Source organism: Streptomyces sp. R35 (assembly GCF_041053035.1).
Lineage (GTDB): Bacteria > Actinomycetota > Actinomycetes > Streptomycetales > Streptomycetaceae > Streptomyces > Streptomyces lutosisoli.
Genome location: NZ_CP163440.1, coordinates 8,417,812 through 8,430,725, shown reverse-complemented (window position 1 = coordinate 8,430,725; position 12,914 = coordinate 8,417,812). Strand labels below are relative to the sequence as shown.

General features: G+C 72.3%; 12 protein-coding genes. 10 read left to right on the top strand and 2 right to left on the bottom strand.

The annotated features are described in order from the left end of the window. Window positions 1–14: 14 nt before the first annotated feature. The 8 genes from AB5J50_RS37925 to AB5J50_RS37890 all read left to right on the top strand — a co-directional run bounded on the left by AB5J50_RS37925 (window position 15) and on the right by AB5J50_RS37890 (window position 8,124). Window positions 15–659: a TetR/AcrR family transcriptional regulator gene (locus AB5J50_RS37925; protein ID WP_369263166.1), complete on the top strand. Its 645-nt coding sequence runs from the start codon at window positions 15–17 to the stop codon at window positions 657–659. A 79-nt stretch (window positions 660–738) separates the two neighbouring features. Next, window positions 739–1,143 (top strand): hypothetical protein, encoded by a 405-nt coding sequence (locus AB5J50_RS37920; RefSeq protein WP_369263164.1) that lies wholly within the window; start codon window positions 739–741, stop codon window positions 1,141–1,143. 62 nt (window positions 1,144–1,205) lie between these two features. Then, complete coding sequence (locus tag AB5J50_RS37915) at window positions 1,206–1,817, top strand: TIGR03086 family metal-binding protein (protein WP_369263162.1); 612 nt, start codon at window positions 1,206–1,208, stop codon at window positions 1,815–1,817. Window positions 1,818–1,962: 145 nt separating this feature from the next. Further along, the gene (locus AB5J50_RS37910) at window positions 1,963–2,757 is read left to right on the top strand and encodes a DUF4142 domain-containing protein (RefSeq protein ID WP_327432530.1); all 795 of its coding nucleotides are present in this window, start codon (window positions 1,963–1,965) and stop codon (window positions 2,755–2,757) included. Window positions 2,758–2,940: 183 nt separating this feature from the next. Beyond that, window positions 2,941–4,326: a DUF692 domain-containing protein gene (locus tag AB5J50_RS37905; protein WP_369263160.1), complete on the top strand. Its 1,386-nt coding sequence runs from the start codon at window positions 2,941–2,943 to the stop codon at window positions 4,324–4,326. A gap of 281 nt (window positions 4,327–4,607) precedes the next feature. Then, entirely contained in the window at window positions 4,608–5,375 is a 768-nt protein-coding gene (locus tag AB5J50_RS37900; protein WP_327432528.1) for a DUF4142 domain-containing protein, read from the top strand. A gap of 129 nt (window positions 5,376–5,504) precedes the next feature. Next, window positions 5,505–6,299, top strand: coding sequence for a TIGR04222 domain-containing membrane protein (locus tag AB5J50_RS37895; protein WP_369263158.1), 795 nt, complete (start codon window positions 5,505–5,507; stop codon window positions 6,297–6,299). 121 nt (window positions 6,300–6,420) lie between these two features. Beyond that, window positions 6,421–8,124 (top strand): alpha/beta hydrolase, encoded by a 1,704-nt coding sequence (locus AB5J50_RS37890; RefSeq protein WP_369263156.1) that lies wholly within the window; start codon window positions 6,421–6,423, stop codon window positions 8,122–8,124. Here the strand turns inward: AB5J50_RS37890 and hemQ are convergent, their stop codons facing one another. Both hemQ and hemG read right to left on the bottom strand, forming a co-directional pair. Further along, window positions 8,125–8,856, bottom strand: a complete 732-nt coding sequence (gene hemQ / locus AB5J50_RS37885) for a hydrogen peroxide-dependent heme synthase (RefSeq protein WP_330307999.1) — start codon at window positions 8,854–8,856, stop codon at window positions 8,125–8,127. A 4-nt stretch (window positions 8,857–8,860) separates the two neighbouring features. Further along, window positions 8,861–10,321, bottom strand: coding sequence for a protoporphyrinogen oxidase (gene hemG, locus AB5J50_RS37880; RefSeq protein ID WP_369263154.1), 1,461 nt, complete (start codon window positions 10,319–10,321; stop codon window positions 8,861–8,863). 159 nt (window positions 10,322–10,480) lie between these two features. Here hemG and AB5J50_RS37875 point away from each other — a divergent pair, with 159 nt between their 5' ends. Further along, the gene (locus AB5J50_RS37875; RefSeq protein ID WP_369263152.1) at window positions 10,481–11,473 is read left to right on the top strand and encodes a DUF4349 domain-containing protein; all 993 of its coding nucleotides are present in this window, start codon (window positions 10,481–10,483) and stop codon (window positions 11,471–11,473) included. A 27-nt stretch (window positions 11,474–11,500) separates the two neighbouring features. Then, on the top strand, window positions 11,501–12,910 hold the full coding sequence (locus AB5J50_RS37870; protein ID WP_369263151.1) for an FAD-dependent oxidoreductase: 1,410 nt from the start codon (window positions 11,501–11,503) through the stop codon (window positions 12,908–12,910). The last annotated feature ends 4 nt before the right edge of the window (window positions 12,911–12,914 follow it).

Below are 12,914 nucleotides of genomic sequence, written 5' to 3'. Positions count from 1 at the left end.
ATGGGGAGGGCACGATGGCCGGGACCCGGCTGGACGGCAGGGTCGAACGCGGCAACCGTACGCGGCAGTTGGTCCTCCGCCACACCGTCGACATCGCCTCCGTCGAGGGCCTGGAGGCGCTGTCCGTCGGACGTCTCGCCACCGAGCTCCAGCTCAGCAAGAGCGGCGTCTTCGCCCTCTTCGGCTCCAAGCAGGAGCTGCAACTGGCCACCGTGCGGGAGGCGGGGCGCATCTACGTCGAGCAGGTGATCCGGCCCGCGGCCCAGGCCCCGGCCGGGATCGCCCGCGTCCGGCACCTGTGCGAACTCTGGCTGGACTACTCCCAGGGCCGGGTCTTCCCGGGCGGCTGCTTCTTCTACGAGGTCGTCGCCGAGTTCGACGCCCGGCCGGGGCCGGTGCACGACGCGGTGGTCCGCGCCCAGCGGGACTGGACGGACCACGTGGAGCGCACCGTCACCGAGGCCCGCGACCTCGGCGACCTCCACCCCGACACGGACGCCCCCCAACTCGCCTTCGAACTCATCGCGTTGATGGAGACGGCCAACGCCATCTCCGTCCTGCGCGACGAGACGGCCGCCTACCGCAGGGCCCGCGTCGCGATCGCCTCCCGGCTGCGGGCGGCGGCGACGGATCCGTCCCGGGTTCCTGAAGTCTCGTAACACGTAGGGCAATTGAGCGGCTCCCGGCGGATCGGCGAAACAAGTAGCACGACCGTTCGCTTAGTTTTATGCTCGGTCCATGAGCCGCCCAAGGATCCTTCGCTCGCGCTGGCAGCCAGGCCCCCAGGGGCACTTCCCCACCGGACCGGCGGTGGTGAGCTTCACCGACTTCACCGCCGACACCTTCCGCCAGTCCTGGTCCGTCGCCCTCGCCGGGCTGAGGCTGCGCGGCACCTGGCCCGACACCCCCGGCGCGATCGGCATGTGGCTGTGGGCGGATCCGATGCGGCGGCGCTCGGGGTCGGTCTCGGTCTGGGCGGACGCGGCGGGGCTCAAGGAGTTCGTCGGCCGGCCCGACCACGTACGGATCGTGCGCGCGCACCGCGGTCGCGGAGTGCTGCGGTCGGCGGGATGGGAGACCGAGCGCTTCGACGCGGCGGAGGCCTGGGCGTACGCGCGTCACCTGATCAACGACGGCGCCTGACGAAGAACGCGTCCGGTCAGGCACGTGCCTGACCGGAACAGCGAGGCTGGAGGACACCGCACATGACGAGAACGACCGGACCGGACATCGTCGAGCTCGACCGGATCGCCGTACAGGAGTCGCTCAGGGTCGTGGGGCTGGCCCAGGAGGCGGACTGGGAGCGGGACACCCCTTGTGCGGGGTGGACGCTGCGGCGGCTGGTGGCACACATGGCCGCGCAGCACTACGGGTTCGCGGCGGCCGCACGCGGGGCGGGGCGCGAGGCGGCCTACTGGCGGGAGCCGGAGGACATGAGCGATCCGAGGCGGACGTATCGGGGCGCGGCGACGACGGTGCTCGCTGCGTTCGCCGAACCGGGCGTCACGGAGCGGGAGTTGGTGCTGCCTGAACTCGGGGCCGGGTTTCCCGGGCGGGTCGCCGTCGGTTTCCACTTCATCGACTACGTGGTGCACGCGTGGGACGTGGCCGCCGCGCTCGGCGTCGGCATCGGCCTGCCGGGCCATGTCCTCGACGTGGCGCTCGCCGTCGCGCGTCGCGTACCGACGGATCCGGCGGGCAGGGGACCGGGCTTCGCGTTCGCGCCGGTCCTCGACGGGCCGGCCGGGCTTGATCCCCTGGACGAGGCGCTGCGGCTGCTGGGACGCGACCCGGAGCAGTGGCCGCCGGCGAAGTAGGAGGCTTCCGGTCCGGCGCCTCCGTCAGGATGCCCCGCACCTGCCGCCGACATGTTTGAACAGCACCGTCGTCCCGTACGTACCTCCTGGCACTGGCCAAGTAATGGTTCCCAACGACCAGTTGGTTTGCCCCGGGAGGCTCAATTTGCGGCGTATCAACGGCAGCGCCCTCGTCATCGCGGCACTCGTCGCCACCGTCGGAGCGCTCGCGTTCCCCGTGTGGTCGTACGCCGACCGTTCCGGCACGGGCGCGGCGAATGTCGCCGCCGGGACGGTGAACACACGCTGGGGGCCGCTGACCGCCGCGGACCGGGATCTGATCGTCCGGGTGCGGCTGGCCGGGCTGTGGGAGTTGCCGGCCGGGCAGCAGGCCATCGAGCGGGCCCCCACCAAGGCCATCAAGGAAGCGGGCGACCATCTGATCGTCGGGCACACCGACCTCGACAAGCGGGTGCGGATCGTGGCGGCCCAGCTCAATGTCGAGCTGCCGAACCAGCCGAACGCGCAGCAGCAGGGCTGGCTGCAGGAGCTGACGGCGGCGTCGGGCAAGGAGTACGAGTACAAGTTCGCGAACCTGCTGCGAGCCGCCCACGGCAAGATCTTTCCGGCGATCGGCGCGGTCCGCAACAGCACCCGCAACACGCTGGTGCGACAGCTGGCCAGCGACGCCAACCTGACCGTGCTCGACCACATCACGATGCTGGAGAAGACCGGAAACGTCGACTTCGACGCCATCGCCAACGCCGCGGCCGCCACCATGACCGCCAGCCCGACCGGTCCCCCGCCGCCGACCATCGGGGCATCGGCGGCCTCCGCGCCGCCCGTCCAGCCGGGCAACGGCGTCGACGTGTCGTCGAGTCCGTCGGCGCTGCCCACGGCCGGCGCCGACATCAACACCAGCCGACCGGATCCCAAGGACTCGGACAACGTGCTCCAGTAACCGCGCTCCAGCAGCCACGCGAAACCTCAAATGTTGCTCTGAACGTCCCCTTCCCTGGATTCGGCCCCGAGTCCCGGGGCCATGACTCCGTCACGCCGGAACACAGGGCCGTCGTAAGGAGACGACACGCAAGGTCTGGTCGGGTCGCAACGGACAAAGAAGACGGAAAAGGGGGCCGGGGACATGAAGCAGCTGAAGCGGCTGGGGACGGGAATCGGGTGGCGGCCGGAGATCGCCGAGGCCGTGGAGCGCATGCCCGGCATCGACTGGGTCGAGGCCGTGGCCGAGAACGTGTGCCCCGGGCACCTCCCCGAGTCGCTGCTGCGGCTGCGCGAGCGTGGGGTCACCGTGGTGCCGCACGGGGTCTCGCTGGGCCTCGGCGGTGCGGACCGGCCCGACGCGGCCAAGCTCCTCGCGCTCGCCGAGCGGGCCGAGGCGCTGGGCTCGCCGCTGGTCACGGAGCACATCGCGTTCGTGCGCGCCGGGGGTCCCCTCACCGCGTCGCCGCTGCTGGAGGCGGGGCACCTGCTGCCGGTCCCCCGCACCCGGGACGCCCTCGACGTCCTGTGCGAGAACATCCGGATCGCGCAGGACGCCCTGCCCGTTCCCCTCGCGGTGGAGAACATCGCCGCGCTGATCTCCTGGCCCGGCGAGGCGATGACCGAAGGCCAGTTCCTCTACGACCTGGTCGACCGCACCGGCGTACGCCTCCTCATCGACGTCGCCAACCTCCACACGAACCACGTCAACCGGGGCGAGGACCCCGCCAAGGCCCTCGACGAACTCCCCGTCGAAGCGATCGCGTACGTCCATGTCGCCGGCGGCTTCGAACGTGACGGCGTCTGGCACGACAGCCACGCCCACCCCGTCCCCCGGCCCGTCCTCGACATCCTGGCCGACCTCGCCTCCCGTGTGGCCCCACCGGGGGTCCTCCTCGAACGGGACGAGAACTTCCCCGAGCCGGGCGAGCTGGAGCGGGAACTGGGGGCGATTCGGGAGACGCTGGAGAAGGCGGAGGCCGGGGTGACGGTCACCCGGGGAGCGGCTCCGGCAGGGCGCTCCGGCACGGACGGCCCCTCCCCCGAGGCCGGAGAGGCCGTAAGCGACACGGACGCGCCGGCCGGTGACGTCACGAACCCTCCCCCCGGTGAGACCGGAGCCCGGCAGCGCCTCGCCCTCGCGCAGGCCGCCCTGCTGTCCGCGCTCGTCGCGGGAACCCCCGTGCCGGAAGGGTTCGACCGGGTACGGCTCGGAGTGCAGGCGCGGGCCCTCGCGGCCAAGCGGGCGGACGTCGTCGCGAAGGTGGCGGCGGAGCTGCCGGAGATCCTGGGCGCGGGGTACCGGCCGGCGTTTCTCGCGTATGCGCAGGGGCATCCGATGACCGGCGGCTACCGGCGCGACGCCCTCGACTTCGCCGGGCAGCTGCTCCTCGCGGGTCGCCCCGAGGACGCGGAGACGCGGAGCCGGCTGCGTGACTGGTGGCTGGAGCGCTCGGGCCCCGCCCCGCTGTCGCGGCGTCCCACGGCCCGGCTGGCCCGCGCCACCCGCCGGGTGCTGCTGCGCCGCTGAGTACGCGCCCGGCGCCGGGCGACCGGCCCCGAGTACGCGCCCGGCGGCCCGGCCCCGCCGCAGAGTGTGCCGGGGTTAACACCGCTCCCTGTGCGACTGCTGTCGGGGAGCGGTTTGCGAGTGTTTCGGATGGTCTGGCGTACGCCCGAAGTACCCCATCCGGCGCGTTCCACCCACCGTCCAAGCCCTTCTCCTCGTACGGCAGTTGGCGTAGCGGCCGCAGTAATATGCCAAGCCGCACCCGAAGCGCACTAGCGTGCGGTGCCGCAACAGGAGGCACCATGCGATCCATCAACCGCACCGGATTGGTCAGTGGGACAGGGCTCATCATCACGGCCCTCACGGCGACGCTCGTCGCGCTGGTCTTTCCGATCTGGTCGTACGCGGACCGCTCCGGCACCGGCCTGGACACCCTGAACGCGCAGACCGTGTCGACCCAGTTCGGTCCGCTGTCGGGGCTGGACCGGGAGTTCATCACCAAGGTCCGCCTCGCCGGGCTGTGGGAGCTGCCCGCGGGCCAGCAGGCCCAGGAGCGCGGCACCACCCAGGCCGTACGGGCGGCGGGCGAGCACCTCATCGAGGGCCACACGTTCCTGGACTCCCGTGTCCGCAACGTGGCCGCGCGGCTCGGCCTGGAGCTGCCCAACCAGCCCAACCCGCAGCAGCGTCAGTGGCTGGCCACGCTCGACGCGGCGCACGGCGTCGACTACGACCGGAAATTCGCGAACATCCTGCGCAAGGCCCACGGCAAGGTCTTCTCCGTGGTCGCCCAGGTCCGCGCGAACACCCGTAACTCGCTCGTACGCGATCTCGCCGACGACGCGAACACCACGGTGCTCGACCACATCAAGGTCCTGGAAGCCACCGGATACGTCGACTTCGACGCCCTCGCCCAGGACGCGGCCACCGCGAGCCCGCCGCCCCTCACCAACTCCCCGGCCCCGCCCGGCCCGACGCAGTCGCCGGGTTCGCCGATCCCGGTGACCCCGGCCGCCGGCTATTCCCTCCCGCCGGCCGCCTCGCGCGCCAATCCCTCCTCAACCCCGTAGCTCCCGTTGGCCGTCCACAGCCACCCAGGGCTCCCGGGACGTCAAGTGGAACGTCACGCCCCGACAACACTCCGTCCATATAGTGAACAAACCATGGCGCCCGCCCGGCCGTTCGCATAGAAACACGCCATGTTCTGGGTCCTTCTCCTGCTCCTGGCCTGGGCCGCGGCCGGCACCTCCTGCACCCGGCTGTGCCTGGCAGCCGTACGCGCGGCGGCCGTCGACGCGGACGCGGCACGCGGTCACGACCTCACGCTGTACGAGGCGGCGTTCCTGTGCGGCGGCCCCGACCGGGTCGCCGATCTGACCCTGGTGTCGATGGCCCGCCAGCGCCGGCTGCTGCTCGCGCACACCGGCTGGGCGACCGTCGTGGACCCGCGCGGGCGCGACGAGATGGAGCGCTCGGTCATCGGGGCCATCGGCCCGGAGGGCCAGTCCCGGATAGCGCCGGTACGGGCGACCACGGCCGCCGCGGACTCGGTACGCCACCTCGCCGACCACCTGGTCGCCGCGGGCCTCGCCGTGCCCGACGGCGCCCGCACCACCGTCGCGGGCGCCGTCCGCCAGGTGCAGGCCGCCACCGCGGCCGTCCTGGCGCTGGGCGCGGTGGCCGTGCTGCTGCCCGCGCAGACCACCGAGAACGCGGTGCCGGTCGCGGTCTGGTTCCTGCTCCCGCTCATCCTCACGCTGAGCTGCCTCGCCATCGCCCGCATCGAGGTGCACCCCTACACGCGCTGGGCCTCCCCGGCCGGACAGCGGCTGCTGGGCACCCTCGCCCGGCGCGGCGACGACACCGGCGACGACCGTACGTACCTCACCTCCATCGCCGTACGCGGTATTCGCGCGATCGGCGAGCCGGAGCTGCGCGCGGCCTTCACGCACCGCGACCGCGACCCGGGGCGCGGGGCCGGGGAAAGGGGCTGAGGGGCGCCCCAGGGGGCGCATCGGGGTCATTGGGGCCGACACCGGCGGCCCGGTGCTTTACTTCACCAACCGTCGAACGAAACATCCCTTTTGTCGCTGCCGCGCGCTGAAGGGATTCCCGATGAGAGCCGCCGTCCTATACGGAACCGCAGGGTCCATGATCCTGACCGCCCTCGTCGCCGCCCCGGCGGGCGGCGAACCGATCTGGCCGGACCCGGCGGGCGTGGCCGAGATGCGCGGCACCGCCGTCGCCGCCGAGCGTGCCGCGGCCGCGGGCATCCACTTCGGGAAGTGCTCCAAGGAGCAGCCGATCCCGGGTGCTCTCCAGTGCGGCACGGTCACCGTGCCCCTCGACTACGCCCATCCCGACGGCAAGCGGATCAAGCTGACCGTCAGCCGCGTCAAGGCCACCGGCAAGGACGCCAAGAACTCCAAGCGGAAGGTGCCGCGCCAGGGCGCCTTCGTCTACAACCCCGGCGGCCCGGGCGCCTCCAGCATGTACTTCCCGCTGATCGGCTTCCTCCCCGAGTGGAAGCCGATCGCGGCGGCCTACGACCTCGTCGGCTACGCCCCGCGCGGTGTCGACCGCTCCGCTCCGCTGTCCTGCCAGGACCCGAAGCACTTCGTGAAGGCGCCCTCGCAGTCGCCGACCCATCCCTCGGAGTCGTACAAGAAGGAGCGCATCGCGGAGGCGAAGGCGTACGCGCGCGGCTGCGCCCGGCGCTCGGGCAGCGCCCTGCGCCACTACACGTCGCTCAACAACGCCCGTGACCTGGATGTGCTGCGCGCCGCGCTCGGCGAGCGGAAGCTGACCTTCATGGGCGCCTCGTACGGGACGTACTTCGGCGCCCTCTACGCGACGCTGTTCCCCTCGCACGTACGCCGGATGGTCTTCGACTCGGCGGTGAACCCCGACCCCGACCAGATCTGGTACCGGAACAACCTCGACCAGTCGGCCGCGTTCGAAAGCCGCTGGGCGGACTTCCGCGCCTGGATCGCCCGGCACGACAAGGTGTACGGGCTCGGCGCCACACCCGAAGAGGTGCTGCACAGCTACGAGAAGGCGCGGGCGCAGCTGGCCGCGTCGCCCGCGGGCGGCAAGGTGGGGCCGGGCCAGTTGCAGGGCACGTTCCTGGAGGCCGGGTACTACGACGACTACTGGCCGCAGAGTGCCATGGCGCTGTCCGCCTATCTGAAGGGCGACGCGAAGCCGCTGATCGAGCAGGCCGGTCCGCATCCGGAGGCGGCCGCCGAGCAGGAGAACGGCAACGCGGTCTACACCGCCGTCGAGTGCAACGACGCGCCCTGGCCGACCGACTGGCGCACCTGGGACCGCGACAACACGCGCCTCGCGCGCAGGGCGCCGTTCGAGACGTGGGACAACGTGTGGATGAACCTGCCGTGCGCGTACTGGCCGGTGCCGCGGCAGGAACCGCTCGATGTGCGGGCGCTGCCCGGGGAACTGCCGCCGACCCTGATCCTGGCGGCCGAGCGGGACGCCGCGACGCCGTACGACGGGGCCCTGGAGCTGGAGCGGCGGCTGTCGGGCTCGGTCCTGGTGACCGAGAACGGGGCCGGGACGCACGGTATCGGGGGCGGGCCCAACCAGTGCGTCAACGGCTACCTCAACGCGTATGTGCTGGAGGGCAGGCTCCCGGAGCGCAGTGCGGCGTGCGCGCCGCACGCCCAGCCGAAGCCGGCGGCGCCGGGCGGTCGTTCGAAGAGCGCGGAGAGTGCGGAGACCTCAGCAGGCTCAGCGGGCTCGGAAAGCTCAAAGAGCTCGTCGCATTCCGAGGACTCGAGGACCGCCCGGCAGGCGCCCTGATCAGGCGAGGCCCGCGACCAGTTCGGCGATGTCCTTGCGGCGGCCCGTGTAGAACGGGACCTCCTCGCGGACGTGCATGCGGGCCTCGGAGGCGCGCAGGTGACGCATGAGGTCGACGATGCGGTACAGCTCGTCGGCCTCGAAGGCCAGCAGCCACTCGTAGTCGCCGAGGGAGAACGAGGCGACCGTGTTGGCGCGCACGTCCGGGTACCCACGGGCCATCTTGCCGTGGTCGGCGAGCATGCGGCGGCGGTCCTCGTCGGGCAGCAGGTACCAGTCGTAGGAGCGCACGAAGGGGTAGACGCTCACGTAGTTGCGCGGCGTCTCGTCGGCGAGGAACGCCGGGATGTGCGAGCGGTTGAACTCGGCGGGGCGGTGCAGCGCCATGTTCGACCAGACCGGCTCCAGGGCGCGGCCCAGCTTGGTGCGGCGGAAGAGGTTGTACGCCTCCTGGAGCTGGTCGGCGGTCTCGGCGTGCCACCAGATCATGAGGTCGGCGTCGGCGCGCAGCCCCGACACGTCGTACGTACCGCGGACAGTGACATCCTTCGCGGCGAGCTGGTCGAAGAGCTCCTGGACCTCGTCGGCGTAACCGGCGCGGTCTTCGGGCAGCACGTCCTTCAGCTTGAAGACGGACCACAGGGTGTAGCGGATGACCTCGTTGAGGTCCTTGGCCAGCTTGCCCTTGTTCGGGATCTTGGCGGGGCCGGTGGTGGGGGCGTCGTCACTCATGGGGCTATTCTCCCGCTCCGCCGTGCAGACTCTGCACCGGGTTCGCCCTCAGCGCGTCCAGGCCTGTGCCGTCGCCGCCGAGCTGGTCCACCGCGGCGTACGCGCTCGCGATGCACGCGGGGATGCCGACCCCGTCGTACGCCGCGCCGCACACGGCGAGGCCCGGGAGCTTGCCGACGTGTTCGCGGATGCGGGCCACGCGCGCGTGGTGCCCGACGGGGTACTGCGGCAGCCCGTCGTCCCACCGTGTCACCCGGGTCGCGAGGGGCTCGGCGGCCAGGCCGGTCGCTTCCCGCAGGTCGTGCCGGGACACCTTCACGAGGTCGGCGTCCTCCCGGCCGAGGACCTCCGTCTCGCCGTACCGCCCGACGGATGTGCGCAGGACGAGCAGGCCGGGGTTCTCCTCGGCGATCCAGCCCCACTTCTGGGAGGCGAAGGTGGACGCCTTGATGGTGTGCCCGTCGACGGGCGGCACCAGGAAACCGCTCCCTTCGGGGAGGGTGATGTCGCCGCGCCGGTAGGCGAGGGTGACCAGCGCCATGGAGGCGTACTCCACGGCGGACAGCTCGGTCGCGGCGGCGGGTGCCTCGGCGCGCAGCAGTGTGGCGGCCGCCGGGGCGGGCAGGGCGAGGACGACGGCGTCCGCGCGGAGCGCTCGGCCTGCGGCGACGACCTGCCAGCCGGCGCCCCCGGCGCGGCGCAGCTCTGTCACCGGGGCGCCGGTGACGATCTCGCCGCCCCGCGCGCGGACCGACTCGGCCACCGTCAGCGGCAGTTGACCGACACCGCCCGCGATACCCATGAACACCGGGCCGGTCTGCTGGGCCGCGGCCGCCTTCGCCTGGATCTCGCGGACCGCCTCCGTCAGGGAGGTGTGGGTGCGGGCTGCCGCGAAGAGCTGGGGGACGGCCAGGCGCAGGGAGATGCGGTAGGCGTCGCCCGCGTAGACACCGCCGAGGAGGGGTTCGACCAGCCGGTCGACGACCTCGCGGCCGAGGCGGGCCGCCACGTACTCCCCCACCGCCACGTCGTCGCCCACCTCCGTGCGGGGCAGGTCGGCGTCGCGCTCGATGCGGTGCAGGCCCTCGTCGGAGAGGATTCCGGAGAGGGCGGACGCGGTGCCGGGGACGCCCATGACATGGCCCTTGGGCATCGGGCGCAGCGCGCCGCGGGTCCACAGGGAGGCCGTCGCCGTGGCGGGCGGCTGGAGGCGGTCGGCGAGGCCGACCTCGCGGGCGAGGGCCACCGCCTCGGGGCGGCGCGCGAGCATCGACTCGGCGCCGAGGTCGACCCGCGCGCCCTCGATCTCGCCGGGCAGCAGCTTGCCGCCGACGCGGTCCGACGCCTCCAGGACGGTCACGCGCGCGCCGCGGCCCAGCAATCGGTGAGCGGCGGCCAGACCGGCGATCCCGCCCCCGATGACCACGACGTGTCCCGTACCCGTACGAGTCTCCTCTTCGCGCATGCCTCCACCCTCTCAGACCCCACCGACACTCCCCTCAGGAGTCCGGTGTCCCGCACGAGTCCTGACCGTGACCGCATCGGGACCGGATCAGGCCAACGTCCCGGCCCGTCCGGGCGTCGAAGGAGCGTCAGTCGACGCGATCCTCGGGGGTAGGCCCTTATGCGCACACGAAACTCCGCACGCTCCGTACGGCCCGTCCAGGTCCTGGCGGGGATGCTCCTCGCCGCCGCCCTGGCACTGACGGGCTGCAGCGGCGCCAATGACACCGCGAGCGACAGCGACGGCGGCGGGGCTGCCGACAAGGCGGCCGCCCAGGACGCCGAGAAGGCCGGCCCCGGCGCCGCGGGCAGCGGCCGGGCGAACGACTCCAAGGCCACCGCTCCGCCCAAGCTGACCGCGAGCCACATCATCCGCACCGCCTCCCTTACCGTGCAGGTCAAGGACGTGCCCAAGGCCCTGGACGACACCCGCACCACGGCCGAGAACGCGGGCGGCTACGTGGGCAACGAGACCACCACCCGCGACGGCAAGGGCCACGAGCGCACGCGCGTCGTGCTGCGCGTGCCCACCGAGCGGTACGACGAGGTACTCGCCGACCTGGAGGGTGCGGGCAAGGTCGTCGAGCGGACGGCCAAGGCACAGGACGTCACCGACCAGGTCGTGGACGTGGACAGCCGCATCAAGTCGCAGCGCGCCAGCGTGGCCCGGGTCCGCGAGCTGATGGACCGGGCGACCAAGCTCAGCGACGTGGTCACCCTGGAAGGCGAGTTGAGCAGCCGTGAGTCCGACCTGGAGGCGCTGCTCGCCCAGCAGGCGTCCCTGAAGGACCGCACCAGCCTGGCCACGATCACGCTCTCGCTGTCCGAGACCCCGGTGAAGAAGGCCGAGAAGAAGGACGACGACCCGGGCTTCGTGGACGCGGTCACGGGCGGCTGGAACGCCTTCGTCACGATGCTGCGCTGGATCGCCATGGCGCTCGGCGCGGTCCTCCCGTTCGCGGCGGGCGCGGCACTGCTCGTGCTGCTGTGGATGCGTCTCGTAGTGCCTCGCCTCTCGCGTCGCGCGGCATCGGCGACGGCTCCCGTTCCGGCGGCCACGGGCTCGCTGCCCGCGGCCCCGCCGGTGTCCGGAGAGGGTGGCGAGGAGGACTGAAATGCCGGGCCCCCGTAGCGTGTTCGTATGAGCATGAGCCGTACGGGCGGTAAGGGCGGGGCCAGGGAGCGACTGGTCGTGATCGGCGGTGACGCGGCGGGCATGTCCGCCGCGTCACAGGCACGCCGGCTGCGGGGGCCGGACGAGCTGGAGATCGTGGCGTTCGAGCGGGGGCACTTCACCTCCTACTCGGCGTGCGGCATCCCCTACTGGGTGGGCGGCGACGTCCCCGAACGGGACCAGCTGATCGCGCGGACACCCGAGGAGCACCGGGAGCGCGCGATCGACCTGCGGATGCGTACGGAGGTCACGGAGATCGACGTCACGGGCGCCCGGGTGCGCTCCCGGGACCTCGAATCCGGGGCCGAGGAGTGGACGTCGTACGACAAACTCGTGATCGCGACCGGCGCCCGCCCGATCCGCCCCGACCTGCCGGGCGCCGAGGCTCCCGGCGTGCACGGTGTGCAGACCCTGGACGACGGCCAGGCCCTCCTGGACACGCTGGCGGCCACGGAGGGCCGTCGCGCGGTGGTCGTCGGCGCGGGCTACATCGGTGTGGAGATGGCCGAGGCGCTGATCAACCGCGGGTACGAGGTGACGGTCGTCAACCGCGGCAAGGAACCGATGTCCACGCTCGACCCGGACATGGGCCGCCTGGTGCACACGGCCATGGAGGCGATGGGCATCACCATGGTCGACGACGCCGAGGTCACCAAGATCCTCACCGGTGAGGACGGCCGGGTCCGCGCGATCGCCACGGAGGACGCCGAGTACCCGGCGGACGTGGTGGTCCTCGGCATCGGCGTACGCCCCGAAACGACGCTCGCCAAGGCGGCCGGCCTGCCCCTCGGCGACCACGGCGGGCTGCTCACCGACCTGGCGATGCGGGTGCGCGGGCACGAGAACATCTGGGCGGGCGGCGACTGCGTCGAGGTGCTCGACCTGGTCTCCGGGCGCGAACGGCACATCGCGCTGGGCACGCACGCCAACAAGCACGGGCAGGTCATCGGCTCCAACGTGGGCGGCGGGTACGCCACGTTCCCCGGTGTCGTCGGCACGGCGGTGAGCAAGGTCTGCGACCTGGAGATCGCCCGCACCGGGCTCCGCGAGAAGGACGCTCACAGGGCGGGCCTCCAGTTCGAGACCGTCACCATCGAGTCGACCAGCCGCGCCGGCTACTACCCGAACGCCGCCCTCATGACCGTGAAAATGCTCGCCGAACGCCGCACCGGCCGCCTCCTCGGCGTCCAGATCGTCGGCCGCGAGGGCGCCGCAAAACGCGTCGACATCGCCGCGGTGGCCCTGACCGCGGGCATGACAGTGGAACAGATGACAGCCTTGGACCTGGGCTACGCGCCCCCGTTCTCCCCGGTCTGGGACCCAGTACTGGTGGCAGCCCGCAAGGCAGTGACAAAGGTGCGCAGGAGCGCCCCATAGGGGC